Origin of the sequence: Streptomyces sp. Inha503 (genome assembly GCF_047215865.1) — a bacterium.
Lineage (GTDB): Bacteria > Actinomycetota > Actinomycetes > Streptomycetales > Streptomycetaceae > Streptomyces > Streptomyces lycopersici.
On record NZ_CP178360.1, the window covers coordinates 3229234 to 3246890 of the forward strand.

At 65.4% G+C, this 17657-nt stretch carries 8 protein-coding genes and 1 pseudogene; 5 read left to right on the forward strand and 4 right to left on the reverse strand.

Going from position 1 to position 17657, the window contains the following annotated elements; genetic code table 11:
* Positions 1-237: 237 nt before the first annotated feature.
* Positions 238-342: pseudogene (locus tag ACJX2R_RS13120) on the forward strand (GntR family transcriptional regulator); the annotation flags it as partial.
* A 227-nt stretch (positions 343-569) separates the two neighbouring features.
* Here the strand turns inward: ACJX2R_RS13120 and ACJX2R_RS13125 are convergent.
* The 3 genes from ACJX2R_RS13125 to ACJX2R_RS13135 form a co-directional block, all read right to left on the reverse strand.
* Positions 570-3647: a type I restriction endonuclease subunit R gene (locus tag ACJX2R_RS13125; protein WP_413100276.1), complete on the reverse strand. Its 3078-nt coding sequence runs from the start codon at positions 3645-3647 to the stop codon at positions 570-572.
* Between the two features lie 3 nt (positions 3648-3650).
* On the reverse strand, positions 3651-4808 hold the full coding sequence (locus ACJX2R_RS13130) for a restriction endonuclease subunit S (RefSeq protein ID WP_413100277.1): 1158 nt from the start codon (positions 4806-4808) through the stop codon (positions 3651-3653).
* Between the two features lie 121 nt (positions 4809-4929).
* Positions 4930-6501, reverse strand: coding sequence for an N-6 DNA methylase (locus ACJX2R_RS13135; RefSeq protein ID WP_413100278.1), 1572 nt, complete (start codon positions 6499-6501; stop codon positions 4930-4932).
* A 566-nt stretch (positions 6502-7067) separates the two neighbouring features.
* Here ACJX2R_RS13135 and ACJX2R_RS13140 point away from each other — a divergent pair.
* Positions 7068-8303, forward strand: a complete 1236-nt coding sequence (locus ACJX2R_RS13140) for a helix-turn-helix transcriptional regulator (protein WP_413100279.1) — start codon at positions 7068-7070, stop codon at positions 8301-8303.
* A gap of 52 nt (positions 8304-8355) precedes the next feature.
* Here ACJX2R_RS13140 and ACJX2R_RS13145 read toward each other — a convergent pair whose 3' ends face one another.
* A complete protein-coding gene (locus ACJX2R_RS13145) occupies positions 8356-9570 on the reverse strand; it encodes an IS110 family transposase (protein ID WP_413100280.1) in 1215 nt (404 codons plus the stop codon).
* 275 nt (positions 9571-9845) lie between these two features.
* Between ACJX2R_RS13145 and ACJX2R_RS13150 the strand changes: the two genes are divergently transcribed.
* Genes ACJX2R_RS13150 through ACJX2R_RS13160 form a run of 3 tightly spaced genes read left to right on the forward strand, consistent with a single transcriptional unit; the run spans position 9846 to position 17415 of the window.
* Entirely contained in the window at positions 9846-11090 is a 1245-nt protein-coding gene (locus ACJX2R_RS13150; RefSeq protein WP_413100281.1) for a hypothetical protein, read from the forward strand.
* The gene (locus ACJX2R_RS13155; protein ID WP_413100282.1) at positions 11087-14410 is read left to right on the forward strand and encodes a hypothetical protein; all 3324 of its coding nucleotides are present in this window, start codon (positions 11087-11089) and stop codon (positions 14408-14410) included. Before ACJX2R_RS13150 ends, ACJX2R_RS13155 begins: the two co-directional genes overlap by 4 nt.
* On the forward strand, positions 14311-17415 hold the full coding sequence (locus tag ACJX2R_RS13160) for an RNaseH domain-containing protein (RefSeq protein WP_413100283.1): 3105 nt from the start codon (positions 14311-14313) through the stop codon (positions 17413-17415). The genes ACJX2R_RS13155 and ACJX2R_RS13160 overlap by 100 nt, the downstream gene beginning before the upstream one ends.
* The last annotated feature ends 242 nt before the right edge of the window (positions 17416-17657 follow it).

The window sequence follows — 17657 nt, forward strand, 5'->3', positions numbered from 1 at the left end:
CTCGGTCATGCCCTCTACTCCATGGCTCTAGCCGGCTCGTTCAGGCTGATCATTCCTGTCACGGCAAGCCTCGGGAAGAGCGTGAGGCAAGGGAAGTCAAGACACAGGCGCTGGAGCGACCTCCCCTCGTACATACAGACAGGGCCGCGACGTTGCGGAGGGCGATCCCTCTTTTCAGGTTCTCGGCAACGCCCACCCCCACCCTGACCAGCCGCATACAACCCGCCAACGCCCGCCACGCACATCCGGCGGACGTACTACAGCGACCAGGGACGGCCCGTGGAGACCGCAGACATCGTGGTGCCCGCCACTCGCTGCGAGATCGTCTACGAGATCCCGATCTTCGTCACTAGCCCTGGCTCCGACTCCGCCGCCTGTCGAATGCGTGTCGAAGGCCCGTCGGTGAGATGCCAAGCGCGAGAAGGGACGCAGGTGAGCAGGAGCGCGATACCCGACCGCAAGGCGCCTTCTAAGCGCCCGCCTCATTCTGAGAAACAGCGCTTCTCCCCGTCTGCAGCGCGCACTATGAGCCCGGCAACCGACACGGGTTGCCGGGCCTCATCTCATGGTCAGTCAACGAGGTAATGCGCTTCGACGTAGGCGACGGTGGAGCCGTACGGTTCGCCCACCGGCTTCAACGCGTACCGGCGGAAGACCGCGGCGGTGGCGCGGCGGACACCTCGGTTGCGGGCCTCGGCGTTGTCCCATGACTGGGCGAGGGTGCGCTTGACCACCTGGTCGATCTCCTCGGCCAAGTTTTGCTCCGTGACCGTAAGGCCGGGCGGCGCGTGGTCGTGGATGATCCGTGACAGGACCCCTACGTGGTCGTCGTCCAGTACGACGGCTTCGTCGGGGTGCTTCTCGGCATTCACGACGGCACGGGCGACCCGGAGTGCTTCGGCCAGGAACTCCAGGGCGTCCTGGGCATTCTGGATGATCCGGTCTCGCAGCTGCCTGATCCGCTCTGCCAGGGCGGTGTACTTCGCGGACCCCGGTTCAACGCCCTTTTCGAGGGCGGCCTTGATCTGGTCCAGGATCTCCGCCGCAGACGGCGGTCTCTTGTCCTCGCTGTCGTCCTTGTCGGGCTTGGGACGGACGAGGGCCAGCAGCTCCTTGAGGATCGCGATGCCCTGGGCATCCAGGACGAGGGCTTCTTCCTGGGAGGCGGCCACCGAGAAGGAGTGGACGTGGGCGTTGATTATCTCCAGGACCATCGGCCCCAGCTCGCCCAGTCGCTCCTTCCTTTCCTCGTCGGAAGACTTCTTGAACAGGGTCGTGTACGCAGACCCGAAGAGCCCGAACCCGTCCTGGTACTTTGCGACCCGCTTGTCCGTGTTGATGAGTGGGTACAGGCGGGCCAGAAGCCGGTAGTTCTTGCTGAAGACCTCGGCGGCGTCAGGGTTGGTGTCCAGGAAGCCGTTGATGGCACGTACGGACTCGTATCCGTGGGCTGTGAGGTCGAGGCCGTCCACGTCTGCGAGAAGGTCTTCGATGCGGGCGAAGGTGGTGCGGAACTCGGCGACCAGTTCGGTCAGGTCGGTGACGAACCCACCGCCCTTGCCAGCGGCCCCCTCCGCGGTGGGGTCGGCCACGGCACGCTGGACCTCTTCGGCCAGGCTGATGTAGTCCACCACCACGCCGGTGGTCTTCACGAATCCGGTCGGGGATACCCAGGTGCGGTTCGGGCGGGTGATCGTCTGGAACAGGTTGTGAGCCTTCATCGGCTTGTCCAGGTAAAGGACGCCCTCGTTGGGAGCGTCGAACCCAGTCATCAGCTTGGCCGTCACAACCAGGAAGCACAGCGGGTCATCGGGAGTGAGGAATCGCCGCTTCTGGTCCTCCTCGTCGACCTCGGAGAGCCGGTAGGGCCGCATGGCCGCTTCCTCGGTCTTGGCGTCCGAGACGTGGATATTCACCTCTGCGGTGATCCGATCGTGCTTGCCGACCTCGGCGAGCACCTGCGACGCCTCGAAGCCGGCCAGCAGCTCGTTGATCTTATCCGTGTATGCCACGGCCAGCTCACGGTTGTAGGCGACGACCTGCGCCTTCAACCCGTTGCGATAGGTGCTGGCCAGGTAGTGGTCCACGATGTCCTGGCAGACCGTGTGGATGCGTTCGGGGTTGGCGAACACCGAGGTGAGGCGCCCGAACTTGCGGGACAAGGTCTCACGGTCGGGGTCGTCGAGGTCGAATTCGTCGGCGAACTGGTCGAACTCGGCCTGTAGAGCCCGGTCGTTCATCTCGAAGGTGACCGGGTGTGGGTCCAGCATGACTGGAACGGTTGCCTCGTCCTGGAGAGACCGGGACACCGAGTACCGGTGCAGCACCCTGTTCGGGTCGGTCTCCTCACCGAAGAGGGCGAAGGTGTTGGTAGCGAGGTTCCTGACGGGTGTGCCGGTCATGCCGAAGAACTTCGCATGCGGCAACGCTGCGCGCATCTGTCCCGCCAGGGACTCTTCCTCGGATGACTGAGTGCGGTGTGCCTCATCGACCAGCACGATGATGTTGCAGCGGGTCGACAGGTTCTTGCCCGCGTCGGCGAACTTGTGGACAGTCGTGGAGATGACGCCGCGCACATCGTCAGCCAGCAGGGAGCGCAACTCCTTGCTGGTGGAGGGCTGGTGGAAGTAGGCGTCGCCCATCGCGGAGGTGAATACCCCGGAGGTTTGGCGCACGAGCTGAGTTCGGTCCGAGAGCAAGATAATGGTGGGCGACTCGGTGCGGGTGTCAGCCAGTAGCAGCGAAGCTGCGAACACCATCAGCAGCGTCTTCCCGCTGCCTTGGTGGTGCCAGACCAGACCTTTCTTGCCGTCGGCCAGAACCCGCCTGTGGATCAGATGGGCGGCCTCCATCTGCGGGTAGCGGGGCAGGTACTTCTTGTCCGGCCCGCCTCCAGAGGTGTCAAACAGGGTGAAGTTGGCGAGCATGTCCAGGACTGTGGCCGGGTTGAGCAGCAGTTCGACGGAGCGCTGCACGTCGGCCTGCCCGGACAGGTTCTCGTCGTCGTCAGTGGATCGGAACGGCTGCCACAGGTTCAGGGGCGCACCAGCGGCACCGAACCGCAGCTTCAGCCCGTCGGAGGCGACAGCGAAGACATTGGGGGTGAAGAACCACGGATACTCGGTGGCGTACACGTCGTTGATCTCGCGTGCGGCCTCGGCCCACCCGGACTTAGCGGTCGGTGACTTCACCTCTACGACAACGAGGGGCAGGCCATTGACCCAGTACACGAGATCGAACCGGCGGGGGGTCTTGCCGGGGACGGTTATGGTCACCTCGTCCGACACGACCAGGGTGTTGGTGGTCGGGTGCTCGAAATCGATGACCTTCAAGGCGTGCCACACGCCGTCGGCGCCCCGGAACTCCTTGTGCCCGCACAGCAGTTCCAGCACCTGCTCATTGGCTCGCACCAGCCCGCCGTCGACGGCGTTGACCGTGGCGATGATCTCCTCGACCACGGCCTCCAGGTCGAACCCGTCGATCACCTCAGGGTTGAGCCGGACGATGGCATCCCGCAGCTGGCCGGCGAGCACCGTCTGTGTCGTCTCACGCGGCAACAATCTGCCCGCTTTGTAGCCCCATCCCATCGGGAGGGACCACTGGATCATCGAGTTCTGGAACTCGCGCTCCCGTATGCCCTTAGCCACAGCTCAGACCCCCAGGTAGGCAGACTCAATCTCGATGGTGCGGTCCAGCAAGCCTGAGAGCAGGCTGGAGCGTGCATTCCGAAGGCGGGCGGCCTCAGCACGCAGCGCATCGGTATTCGCACGGACAGACAGCACAGCGGAGGCCACCTCCTGCTGCCGGCCCAGGTCAGCAAGCGGGACCGGTGTGTCACGAATACGCCCCTGGCTGACATTGACCATTGACGCGCTGGTCCCTGTAGCCGAACTCGTAAGGTGAGTCCGGGCCGACTTCAACGCCATGGCCACCACGAGGAAGTCCGGGTCCAGTTCTGGCGACGGCACCAGCCGAAGAGTCTTGTCAGCAAGGTAGAGGCCGTCTCGAACATCAGCAGGGACTCGTGCGACGGCTCCGACTCGCAAAGGCGTATTCGCTCGCGTGATGAGTACGTCTCCGGGCTGAACAAGCGCGGATTCAGGCATGAGTGTGCCAGGTAGAAGGCTCTTAGACTCTTCTGGGAGGAACGTGAAGGGCGTGACCGCGCTGACTTTCAATACACCAAGCTCGTCAGGGGCCGGGGGCCTATTGTTCGCCTGGGGACTCTTGCCACCTCGAATGTCATCGAGCATCGTTCCGAGAGCCACTTTTGGTTCCTCGGCGAGCATTTCCTCAGCAATGGCCATCGATACGCGGTCCAGCGCCTCAGCCTCTTCGCCAAGTGCTGCGATCTGGTCGTCGACCGTGTCGAGCATCTCGACGATCCGCACTTGTACCTCACGGGGTGGGATCGGCAGTTGGATCTGCAAAAGCTGCTCCGGGTTGAGACGCTTGCGCCGTTGAACCGTCCCGCTCACCCGGTTCTTCATTTCTGCCCACAGCCGAGGTGATCCACAGACGTGCCTCATCCAGGCAGGCAAAAGTTCTGGGCCAAGCGTGAACGTCGGGAACTCGTTGCTGACGACGAATCCATCGAACTCGGCAGGTACTACGGTGATCGGGCCTTCCCAAGCGGTCAGCTTACGCATCACGACCTGGTCAACATGCAGCACGTTCATTGCTGCGTACTCTGTATCGCCGCCGTCGAGTTCGCCTTTATCGACAACCCCCTTACCTGCATTCAGGACTCCGGCTACGCGATAGGTAGTTGCAGGCTTCATCGGAGTGCGCTGGATGTCGAGACGCATCACCTCCCCGAGCGGACGAAGCGGGTAACCCTCACCCATCGAATGCCTCGCCCCCTGCGGCGGAACGGCTGCCTCGCGGCACACAGGAGTCTCCGGGTCACCGAGGCTGATCTGCTGCCAGTCACTCATCGAAGCCCTCAACCCCTGCGGCAGAGAGGACCGCGAGCATGCGCTGCTCGGTCTTTTGGCGCTCTGCCCGCGCGATGTTGTAGACGTCGATGAGAGTGCCGAGGTCTTCCTCTTCGGCGGCGGCCTGTTTGATGTAGCGGCCGATGTTGAGGTCGTACCCGTTGGCCAAGATCTCGGTGATCGGGACGAATCGCGCCGCGAGGCCGTTCTCTCCTTCGGAATCCGGCGGGGTGCCGTCGCCACCGAAGTCCGAGTGGTAGATGGCCACCGTGTCGGCGATGTCAGTGTCCGTGAGGATGTAGCGCTTCTTGGCCTTGGTGAACCGGTTGGAGGCATCGATGAACAGCACACCGTCCCGCCGCTCTTTGACCTTGGTGCCGGGGGCACGGAATACCAGGATCGCCGTGGGGATAGCGGTCGAATAGAAGAGGTTCGCAGGCAGGCCAATGACCGCTTCGAGCAGGTCGTCGTCGAGAACGCGCTTACGGATGGCTGCTTCCTGGCCGCCCCGGAAGAGGACGCCGTGGGGCAGGACGACGCCAGCGCGGCCCTTCTGTGGGTCCATGCTGGCGATCATGTGCTGCACGAATGCCCAATCCGCCGACGACGGTGGGGCGACCCCGCCGATGGCGCGCGGATCATTGGTCCAAGGCTTCCACTTCAGGCTGTAGGGCGGATTAGCGACGATCATGTCGAACTGCTTGACGGACCCGTCCGGCTTCTTGAAGCGCGGGTCCCTCAGGGTGTCGCCGACCTCGACCTTGAACTCGGTCAGGTTGTGCATGAAGAGGTTCATGCGGGCCACACCCGCGGTATCCGTTACCGCTTCCTGCCCGTTCAGGCTGAGTGTGTATCCGCGGTCTCCGCGGGCCTTCAGGAGGTTCGCGGAGGCGATGAGCATGCCGCCTGACCCACAGGCCGGGTCGTACACCGACTCATGGTTTTTGGGATCCAGCAGCTCGACGATCAGTTCCACGACCTCACGCGGGGTGAAGAACTGGCCGGCGCGGATGCCAGACCCGTCGGAGAACCGCTTCAGCAGATACTCGTACGCCCCGCCGAGCACATCATGTGACATATTGCCCTCGTGCATTTTGGGGACGCGGTTCATCGTCCGCATGACCGACGCCAGCACCTCCCCCGGCAGTACCGCTTCGGAGGTCCAGGTCATGGACCCGAACAGACGGGAGAACTTGTCAGGGTTGGCTGACTCGATGGCCTGGAGGGAGGCGCGAACCCGCTGGCCGAGGCCGTGCTGGGCGACGGTGGCGAGGATGGATGACCAAGAGGCGCGGCTCTCAGCGACGGTACCAGGGAAGATGAAGGGGATCTTGAACGTCTGGTAGTTGCTGTACTCGACCTCGTCGGCTTCCTCTGCTGAGAGCTCGAGGTCCTCGTTCTCTTTGAGGAAGACCTGGTGAGTGTGCTCCCAGGTATCCGACAGGTACTTCCAGAACATCAGAGGGAAGACGACCGAGGAGTACTGCGCTTCGGGCATCGCCACGCGCAGCTCGTCGGCGGCGTCCCACAACCGGTTCTCGATCTCCTGCTGTGTAACTGCCATCAGTCGGGGGTGTCCTTGCTCGTCACAGGGTGGCGACCCGAAGGTCGTGGTGTTCCTATCAGTCAGCCCCGTACGGGGATGCCCGGCGCGCATCCACCGGACACGCCGCCGAGTGGACATGCGCGGGGCGTCGCATCCCTGTGCGGACGACCCGCCAACGATATCCCTCCCCAGGACCACGAAATACGGCAATCGCGCCCAGCAGGCTACGCTCCGAGGGACTGGCGGAGACGGCGGCCCACAGCGACGCCGTGGGCCTGGCCATCCGGTGGCGCGGCCCCGTCGGCGACCGCCCCTTATGCGACGTCTGGCGCGCCCGCCCTCGTGATCGACAGGTCACGCCTTCGATCGCCGCCTGGCAGGTGCATGACTCGGCCCCGATGCGCTCTTGGAAAGACAGCGCTATCTACGCCCTCACCGCCCACCGACGAATCGATCCCGGGACACGATCATGACGGTCTCTGGGCTTCCGGCACCCCCCGCACTTGCTTGAACTCACCTCCACGCTGACAGGCACCCGGCGCGGAGCAGTTGCCATGAAGTCTTCACTAAGGTTCCCTGCGAGTATGCCGAGGCATCTGCTCGCCGTTGAGCACACCAAGATCAGGGCGCTGCGCGAGCAGGCTGGGCTCACTCCGCAGGAGCTTGCTGATCTTGTGGGGGTCACGTACCGCGTGGTCGTGTACTGGGAGGAGGGCAGGTATGTGCCTGAAGCCAGGAATGTGCGGCGGCTCGCCGATGCTCTGGGCTGCGCCACCGCCGACCTCACGGGTACGCCCAGCGGGTCCGAGACGCTGGTTGACCTCCGCTATGCCGCTGGTCTCACCGCAGAAGAGGTCGCCATCCGCCTTCGCGCGACTGCCGTCGGCCGTGATCTGTTCGTGGACGCACACAAAGTCCGCAGCCTGGAGCGGGGCCGTCAGGTGTCCGGCTGGAACTGGAGGAAGCCGGGGCACACGGGTCGGCTCGTGCAGCAGCTGGCTGCCGTGTACGAGGTGCCGGTCCGGATGGTGATGGACGCCTGGATGCGTACGCGGCCGGCTGATGAGCCCCCGCGTCTGCCCGAGCGGGAGCGGCGCGGTCCGCCGGCGTCAGCGGTCGAGGGCTGGGAGGCATTGAATGAACGGCAGCGGGTCTATCTGGGTGAAATCCTGCGCGATGACCAGATGACTGAAACGGAGATGTGGATGCGTCGGCAGAACCAGGTCAGGGTTCCGCCGGCCAAGCAGTGGCGGAAGTTGCCGTTCGCTCTCGACGCACCCGCCGAAGTAGTCGGCCACACGCGCCTTCAGCAGCGCCTGCGGAGCGCTGGCGTCCACGATCAAGGGGCCGGGGCCACCCTCCACTCCCTGGAGCGGCTGGGACTGATCAAAGTGACCAAGGACCGCGTAGAGGTTCCGGGGGTCGGCGAGGTGGACCGGACCCTGGTGGAGATTACGCGCCGCGGCCGTGCCTGCGCCCGCGCTGGGCTGGGAGAGCCCGCGGAGTCGGCGCCTCCCGCGCATCTGCTGTCTGAATGGCTGTGGGGCGTTCTGCTGCGTGTCGCTGCGGCCGGCCCGGAGGGTCTCCACGAGAGCGAGCTGACCGGTAAGTCCCTGTTCTACTTGGCTGTTGGCTATCGGCCGAAGCGCCAGGCGCATCCCAGCAGAGGCTTCATCGAACTACGTCCCCGGATGGCACCGGGCGATACGCACGTCCTCGAGTACCGGTGGCACACCACCGCTCTCGGGCAGCAGCACATTGCCTGCTACCTGCACGTCTACACGGAGATGTACCCAGCTGCGGCGTCTCCGCCGCAATGATCGTTTAGGGCGATCCGAGGCCGTTCCGGCGGCATTGAAGCTCCTATTGCTGTCAAGCGGTCTGGATCCAGTCGCGGTAGGCATGAGCGAGGTCGTCGTCTCGGCTGAGGCCTCGTTCAAGTCTGGAGATGGTGGTGGGCCAGACCCCGAAGTGCTGGGCGACGGCCGTGAGGGTGATGTTCCTGGCTTGCCGTAGGGGCCGTAGGTCGGCGATGCCGGGGACGGCGACGGTCGTGGTGAGGCAGCGGAAGATCTCCCGGGCGATGGCTCGTTTCAGGAGCCGGATGATCTCCTTCTTCGTCCGGCCGGCTGTGGTCTGCCGTGCCGTGTATGCGCGGGTTCTGGCGTCGCTGGACATGCGGACGAGGGCGATGCGGTAGAGAGCGGCGTTGGCATCCCGGTCCCCGCCCCGGGACAGGCGGTGCCGGTTCGTTCTGCCACTGGAGGCGGGGACCGGGGCGACGCCGCACAGGGCGGCGAAGGATGCCTCGGTCCGCATGCGTTCGGGATTTCCTCCGGCGGTGACCAGCAGCTGCGCCGCGGTGTCGGGACCGACGCCGTAGGCGGCTCGCAGACCGGGGTTGTGTGCGCTGACCTCGCTGTCCAGGGCCCGTGTCAGGGCCTCGTGTTCGGCGGTCAGCTCCTTGACGCGTCGGGCAAGGCTCTTCAGCGCGGTGAGGACCGCGCTGTGCACCGCGTCCCCGGTCGGCCGCAGCCGGGCCAGGGCATCCGTGCGGTCTGTCCCTTTGAGCTGTGCGTATCTGGCACGGACGGCTTCGGGTGCGGTGACGAGGAGGTTGGTGATCTGGTTCAGGGCGGCGGTGCGGGCCTTGACGGCGGAGCGGGCGGCGTTGTGCAGGGCGCGTATGCCGGTGACGGCGTCGTCCTTGGGCGCGGTGGAGGCCCGCCCGGACAGGGCGGCGCGGGCGGCGGCGTAGGCGTCGATGGGGTCGGACTTGCCGATGCGGCGCCGTTCGGCCCGGTCGGGCCGGTTGACCTCGATGACCGGGTGGCCGTGCGAGCGGGCGGCGCGGGTGAAGCCGGCGCCGTAGGAGGAGGTGCCTTCCACGCCGATCGCGGTCACGCGGCCGTGGGCGTTCAGAAAGGCCAGGGCCGCGGCGTATCCGGCAGCGGTGGTGGCGAACTCGGCGTCGGCGAGGTGGCCACCGTTGTCGCTGATGACCGCGACGTGGATGGTGTCGGCGTGGGAGTCGACCCCGCCGAACACGTCCTGGTCCGCGGTGTCTTCCACGACCTCTGATGTCATGCTGACGGTGCCTTCCCAACCGGAGGTGGGCACCGGCCGGGTGGCGCAGACAGGACATTGAAGGGGCTTCTGGACCAAGCTCCTATCAGGTCATGTTCCGCCCGGCCGGAGCCATGAGAACAGGCTCCGGCGGCCGGACAGTACAACACAAGGACAGCCCAGCAGGGCGTCAGTCAGACCCCGAGCCACGGCCGCCGGAACCTGAGTACCAGCATCACTGTCAGACCCGTGGTCTACCGTCGTCTCCCGTGACAACCCATGTCGATGATGACGGCTTGACGTTCTCGCATTTCGAGGCGTTCCGCCTGATCAACTTCACCTTCATCAAAGCCTGTCAGACGATCACCGCCCCGGACCTGAACCCGAGAGACCGGGCCGAGAAGCTGATGCGGTACCACGGGGACTTGCTCGCCGCGTACGGCCCCGGAGTGCCGCTGTCGTTCGGCGAGTTCCGCAGAAGGCTGCGCGGTCCCATCGACGGCCTGCTCCCGCCGTGGCTGGGCCGGTCCGGCTTCGGCGATCTCGACTTTCCCGTTGTCGACGCCGAGGGCTGCGTCACCGGCAACGCCTTCGATCTGCAGTGGGAGACCTCCCAGCTGCACCGGATTTTGAAGCGGCTTCGGCGGATCGGCCGGATGCGGTTCACCGAGGAGCAGCTTCAGGACGAGATCGACCAGGATCAGATGTACGAGATCCTCAAGGGCCGCGGTGACGCCCAGTACGTCAAGGACCGCACCACGCTGGTGGAATGCCCGGCCGGCACTTCCGCAGAGCTGAACAAGCGCGGTTTGCCCCTCAACGCGATCGGCTTCTACGAGCCGATCCCCTACCACGCCGTCTATCGCACCTGGTGGTTCCCCTGCACGGTGTGCAAGTGGCCCATGAAGATCAGCAAGCGGATGAGTGCGGGCCGCGAGTACTATCGCGTCGCCTGCCTCTACAGCCGTCACGCCGATACCGGCGCCAGCTTCATGTTCCGCCCCACGTCCGGAGACGCGCCGCATCTGCATCCGGACAGCCCCGACACCCCGGCTCCGCACGAGGCAGCGCTCGCACTGGGCACCACCGGTGCCGTGCCGGAGGCGAAGCCGGTCGAGGGGCATCTGGCCCTCAAGCGCGGCGTGTGGCGCTACACCTGCGTGCCCGGCCTGCACGAGCTGCGTCTGCACACCGTTCTGCGGGAGCGGCTGGCCGCCGCACTGGCAGATGTGGACGAGGCCGTCAGGCTCTGGCCGATGAGCGACGCCTACGACCATCGCATCGAGGTCAAGGGCCCTGACGGGAGCGCTCACGTCTTCACCGTGGATGTGAAGGACTACACCCACGGCCGTGTCCTGGCCGAGAGCCTGCACCGCAACGAGGGCGACAAGGGCGGCGCCGAATGGCTCGTCGTTCCGGACCACCGGGCCGACCAGATCCCCCTGCTGACCGTGACCTGCCACAAGTACGGAATGAAGGCCGCGACCATGACCGACTTCGCCAAGATGGTCTGCCAGAGTGCCGGGGTGGTGTGGGCATGAGCCAGATGACTGTCAGGGACGCCTTCGTCCGCGCCGCGCTTGCCCTGGCCGCCCACTACTTCCCGCAGCAGGATGACGACGGCAAGCCGCTGGCCTCCTTTCGGCACGCGGCGTTCTTTGCCAGCTGCAAACCGCAGGCATGGGAGAGGTGGAATGAGCTGAGAGGTGAGGAACGGCTACTCGTCGCGGAGGTGATGAAGCTCAGCAACCCCGACCTCGCCGACGAGAAGCGGTTCGCCTCCGCCGCGCGGATCCTCCTGGGCGCCATGGACAGCGCCGACGAGGAGGACGAGGAGACCACCCTCCAGCTGTTCACCCTGGCCGGTGATCCTCTCACCGCCACCGCTGCCTACCCCCTGTTGGGAGGGGACTACCTCGGCTACGCCAAGAGCCTTCTCGTGCCCTACCGGCGGCCGAGCAGCCGGCGCAAGCCCCACGAGTTCGCAGCGCCGGGCCAGACGTACGAGACGAGTGAACGCACCGAGGGCAACGAGATCGTCCACGGGCGCGTGACCATCCCCCGCTTTCCCGCTTTCACCCAGCCTCTCGGCCACGACACGCTTCCCGTCCTCACCACCCGGCCCAACGTCGGCACGGTCCCGGTCTACGTCCAAGATCTCAAGGACATCGCACAGCTCCTGGACACTCAGTACGAGGACACAGAGGCTGGCCCCTGGCTGTACCAGGTGCTGACGGGCCTGCTCGACCGGGTCAAGGCACGCGACACCGACACCGTCAACGTACTGGACCTCCTGGCCGGCAGCACCCAGATCTTCCACGCGCCCACCGGAACCGGTAAGTCCGTGCTGGTCCGGCTCCTGGGCTCGTGGGCTGCGCTCAACGACTACCGCATCACCCTCCTCGTCCCCGACGTCAAGGCCACACTCGCCTCCGTCTGGGACATCAGCCGTGACCTCGAGATCCTGCACGAAGCGGGCAAGACCGAGCACCTGGCGACGTGCGCTCCGCTGATGTCGCCGTCTTCACGGCACGAGCGGGCCCTCAAGCACGCGGCCCTCGTCAAGGAGGACCCCGACGCCCCCGGGGAATGGGGCAAGCGAGGCCGCCGTGACGTCGACCACCTCGCCTATGGATGCGCACAGCAGCACTGGCTCGACTCCGCCGGCATCTACCGCCCCGGCAAGGAGAACTGCCTGAACCTGCGCGGCGGCGGAGAGATGCTGGCCTGCCCCTGGATCCCGACCTGCGGCAAGTTCACCCCCGCCTACCAGGCCGCTGACGCCACGGTGATCGTCACCAATCACCACAACTTCATCCAGGGCACCATGCGGGTGGGCATCCAGATCGACGGCCGCCCGGTCCGGTCCGTCACCGTCCGCGAGTTCGTGCTCCGCGCCAGCGACTTCGTCATCATCGACGAGATCGACGCCTTCCAGGCCGTCGCCGTCGACCGGTGCGCCACCACGGTCGACCTGCACTCCCGGCGCCCGTGGACGGCAGAACCGCAGGTCCTGGACACCGCGGCCAAACACCTTCCTCTGCGCTTCGAGGACCAGCTCATCGAACCGGTCAGCCACGTCCGGCTCATGGCCGAGTCCCTGCTGACCGGCCTGTGCACCAAGGCATTCCGCCTCAACCACCACGACGACACCCGAGTCCCGCGGCTGCGGCACGAATACGACTACGAGGGCTGGCGCCTGCCACGCTCCAAGGACCGAGAGCTCATCAGCCTCCTGTTCCCCGAATACCAGGTCAGCGACGGCCAGCCGCTCCCCGCCGAGGCCATCCACCGGCTCAACGCCCTGGTACCGGCACCCGACCTCGGCGAGGACGACGAGACCGCTCCTGCACCCATGCTCTTGGACCCCGAGTGGGAACGAGTCAGCAGCGTCCTCGGGGCCGTCGTGTCGCCGCGCGGCATCAACCAGCGCGATGCGCTCAAACTCAGGCTCCACGAGGCCCTCGCCCCGATGATCAGCGACGGCCGCGCACGCAACCGGGCCATCGACCACCTCCTCATCCGCACGCTGATGAACGAACTGGACGTGTCGCTTGCCGTTCTGCGCGACACCGCCCAGTCCCTGCGTCACTCCGGGCTGCTCACCGCCAACCGCATCATCGACTCGATGCGCTCCGGTGGCATCGCCGACGTACTTCCGCACGGAACAATCGGCAGGCCGATCAACGGCTACCGGGTCACCGGCATGAAGAACCCGGAGAAGGACGCCAAGCTCTCCACGCAGCACATGGCCGGCGACCCGCACACCTACGTGTCGGAACTCGGCGGACTCGTCTCACTGATCACCGCCGGCGTGGAGCGGCCCATCTTCGGGCTCTCCGCCACGGCCTACTTCCCCCAGGCGGTCAAGGAGCACGTCCACGCCCCCGTGATGTGGTGGATGACCGACGCCCAGGAAGAATCCATCCTGGTCGAGTCCTCGGCCGTCACCTACGGCAACGGCCACCGCAAGGCCGGAGAACGCATCCCGATCGCCGGCCAGTTTCCCTCCGACAAGCCCGAAGCCCTGCGCGAAATCGGTGAACGCCTGTACGAGACAAAGCTGTCGAGGAAACTCACGCGCCTGGCCAAATCGGAATCGACCCGCACCCGCGCCCGCGTGATCCTCACCGCCAACAGCTACGAACAGTGCGGCCACATCGCCACCGGCATCGCCAAGGCGAAAGGGCTCTCCCACCGCGTGTGCGTCCTCGTCCGGGAAGAAGACCGCCTCAGCAACGTCCGCTACCTCCCCGACCCGTCACTGGTCCGCCGTATCACCGTCGAGGAGGTCGAGGAATTCCCCCAATTCGGCGACATTCTGATCGCTCCCCTGGCTAACATCGCCAGAGGACTCAACATCGTCGTCAATCTCCGCTCAGCCATCCACTCCATCTACCTGTGCGTGAGGCCCCCGCTGATCATCGACGATCCCACCTGGATGTACGGCAGTGTCAACGCCGCAGGCATCAACTCGTTGCCCGCATCCGGTGCGTCGGATCCCGTCCAGGCTCTGCAGACGGCTCGCACCGCAGCACGCGACCACCTGGCCACCATTCTGCGCTCCTCCCCGCAGCTGTCGACCATGGACCTCGTCCTCCAGGAACAGATGGTCGCCGGAATGCTGGTGTCCCTCATCCAGCTCGCCGGCCGAGCACGACGCGGCGGTACCAACATGGAACTGCACTTCGTGGACTACGCCTTCCACGACGAGACATGGAGCTCCGACCTGGCCAGCATCATCGAACGCATGGCCTCCCGGTGGCTGCCGGAAGAACGCCGGCAGATGGCCGAACTGTACGGCGAAGCGGTCAACGCCTTCCTGACCTACGCAGGCGTCGACCTCGCCCTCTCCGCATAGCCCAACGCTTCTTCCCGAAAGAGATCACAGCATTGAGCGACACCACCGCGACTCTCCCGAGCACCCTCACCCTGCGCTGCACCCCCGAACTCGTCCAGGGCCAGAAGGTGTATGTACGGATCTTCCCGCGCAGCGTGCGGGATGAATGGGAGAAGCTGAAAAGCAACGGAGACGACGAGCAGAAAAGCCAGCAGCATCCGGACGAGAAGAAGAACCTGCCGTACTCAACCGCCCTGACCTACCTGAAGTTCAAGACCGGCGGGTACGTCCACCTCGACCGGTACCTCAACTTCCTGGTCTCACTGGAGAAGATTGACGACGAGACCCTGCGCCACGTCTTCCGGTGCGTCGTCGGCTACAGCAAGGGGCTGAACACCGACCAGGCTGTCCTCCTCGACGTACCGCCGGTGGCCGAAGCCATCGCGAACACGCCCGAGCAGGAGTTCGAGATGACGCGCTTCCTCAAGCCGGTGTCCGGCAGGCAGCCGAAGTGTCCCGACTGGATGTACGTGGCCGTGCCCTGGGTGATCTCCAAGAAGCTCGCCCAGGAAAAGTTCACCATCTACGACCTCGTCCCGATCACCAAAAAGGTTGCCGACAAGGAGAAGGACGGCTCTCCCAAGCTCGACGCCAACGGCGAACAGGTCTACAAGAACCGCACGATCGGCTGGAAGGCCAACCCGAACAAGAGGGAAGTCACCTACCTCCCCGACAGCCGGGGCGGCCTCATCGCCTGGGATCACCCCTTCGGACGCAAGTACAACCTCCGTGACGACGCAACCGAGGTCAACGAGGCCACCAAGGCCCAGTACGCGATGTCCCGGCTCTCAGTGGTCATGAAGACCGAGCCCAACGTCATCCACCCCGTCATCTTCCTGGACGCCCACGTCACCCGCGTCCACAGCAACATGGTCTACGCCAAGTCCACGCACATCTACCAGGGCAGCGACGGCCTTCCCATCCTGCACACCGAGCTGGTACGCAACGGCAACGTCCGCGCAGTCAACCAGCGCGCCCTGGAACTGCTCGCACGCGACGAGATGGACATCAGCGTCCTGCAAGCGCTGCAGACACGCGTCACCGAAGAGCGGGACCTGCTGGAAAAGGCCGCCGAGAAGGGGGAGTTCCCCTCGTTCATCACCCCTGACGCCGGCGTCATCCGCCCGCTCATGCCGCAGAACGACAACTTCGCTGTCGGTACGGGACCTGGCACCCTCCACCTGCGGCTCCTGGCCGAACACGTCTCCAAGGTGCTGGGCGAGAAGGCCACCTGGGTCGACTTCACGGTGGAACCGATGACCTTCGAACCGCGCCCCACGGACAAGCAGAAGATGGCCCCGCAGGAGCGTGCAAGCCGTATCGAGGCCGGCGAACTCCTCCACACCATCGGCTTCCCCCCGCCCGAAGAGATCACCGCCTCCGTGAAGGCCCAGGGCTTCGAGCACCTGCGGATCGTATGCCTGTGGTACCGCTGGAACACCCGCCTACGCATGATCAACGCGCTGTCCCTGGCCTTCCCGGACGGCCCGCCCATCGGCGATCCGGAGCCAGGTGAGGAGGTCTTCCTCGCTCCCGGCATCAGCGTGGTGTTCCGCCAGGCCGAGCGCTTCCTGTCACACGGCGACGACATCAACCGGACCGTGGAGTTCAAATCCCTCGAAGAGGACTTCGCCGACAGCGAGTCGCAGGTAATGGTCGGCGCCTGGTGCGAAACCGAGATCCCGGCCCTGAAGAAGAAGGACGGAGAGAAGCGGAACGCATTCCTGCTGCGCAAGGAGCGCTATGACGGGAAATTCCAAGTCCGCCGCTTCCTGGCCAAGAAGGGCTTCGTCTGCCAGTTCACCACGGGAATGAAACCGGGATCCTTCGGAAACCCCGCAACAGAAATCAGTCCTCCGAAGCCGGGGAAGGACCACGCCGCCTACATGGCGCTCCTCGACCTGTACCGGTCACTCGGGATCATCGACCAGCGCCTCGCGCGGGCCATCGCGAAGGACAGGAAGGGCCACGAGGCGGGGAAACTCGTCTACTGCGGGATCCACGCCCGCCGGCAGGCCAAGACCGCCGACGGCAAGCACACCAAACGTATCATCGTTGCCACCGCCCTGTTCCCGCCGGAGGAGGAGGGCGACGACGCCTGGACGATGCGAGCGTGGACGCCCCAAATCGGGGCCTGGGTGCCCTACCGGGAGGCAATCGCCGCCTTCCACGCCAGTGACTACACACTCCACGTCGACGGCAAAGGCGAGACGGACAAGGAACGCTGGGCAGAAGCAGCAGCACACGTCGAAGACGCCGTCTCCAGCCTCGTCCGCGACGAGCTGGAACCCGGCATGGGCTATGTCGTCATGGTCGACGGGCACGCCTGCCGACGGATGTGGACGGGCCTGCACAACGAGAATCAGAGCTACCAGGAAGAGGACATCACCGATCCTCGCACCTGGCTGCCGGGATATGGCAAAGGCAGGAACGCACCGCGCAAGAAGCCGAGCGCGGTCATCCGGATGAACGTCGCTGCGGACGAGGTGCCCCAGTACGTTCCCGTCCCTCGCGAGAGCGATCCGGACACCGAGAAAGAGTCCATCCTGTTCGCATCGGCCAAACTACACCGCGCTGACGTGGACTTCGGGAATCCCTTCTGGGTCCTGTTCAATATCCCGCGCAACTACCAGGCCAAGGGCGGAGACCTGGGCAAGGCCATCACTCGCTGGGACGCCGACCCGGGCAAGGGCGGGGAGGAGGGAGAGCGGGAGACGAACGAGCTCAAGACGCCGTGGTGGGCCGTCACAGCGACCGAGATCTATCCAGTCGGTGTGGCCGAAGGGGTCGACCGGACGATGCTCGCACGGGCGACCGCACGCTTGTGCCACCAGACCATCGCCTGGTCCGACCGCTCTCGCTACCCGGTGCCACTGCATGCGGCGAAACAGCTCGACCTCGACCACCCGCAGTACCGGCGGTCGGCGCCGCCTGATGAACAGGGTGACGAAGTCGCTGACGAGTAGCCCAAGATGCGTTTTTGGCAGTGATGCCCGGAGGGGGACCGGCCCGCCTCCTGGGCCGACCGATGCGATAAGCGGTGGCGCATCCATTCGCCACTGGTCCAGATCGTGTGACTGGTCGTAGGTGCTGCGAACCGCCGCTGCTCGCGGCTGATGCCGGGGCCAGGCACGCTGATGATCGGTACCGCAAGGCGGGCAACATAGAGCGGGATCGCCGGTTAGCCAAACCGGCAATCCCGCACATC

Bases quoted from the DNA above. Each gene is read 5' to 3' on its own strand.
- ACJX2R_RS13130 (WP_413100277.1), bottom strand. From the start codon at position 4,808: ATGCGTCTCGACATCCAGCGCACTCCGATGAAGCCTGCAACTACCTAT.
- ACJX2R_RS13135 (WP_413100278.1), bottom strand. From the start codon at position 6,501: ATGGCAGTTACACAGCAGGAGATCGAGAACCGGTTGTGGGACGCCGCC.
- ACJX2R_RS13140 (WP_413100279.1), top strand. From the start codon at position 7,068: ATGCCGAGGCATCTGCTCGCCGTTGAGCACACCAAGATCAGGGCGCTG.
- ACJX2R_RS13145 (WP_413100280.1), bottom strand. From the start codon at position 9,570: ATGACATCAGAGGTCGTGGAAGACACCGCGGACCAGGACGTGTTCGGC.
- ACJX2R_RS13155 (WP_413100282.1), top strand. From the start codon at position 11,087: ATGAGCCAGATGACTGTCAGGGACGCCTTCGTCCGCGCCGCGCTTGCC.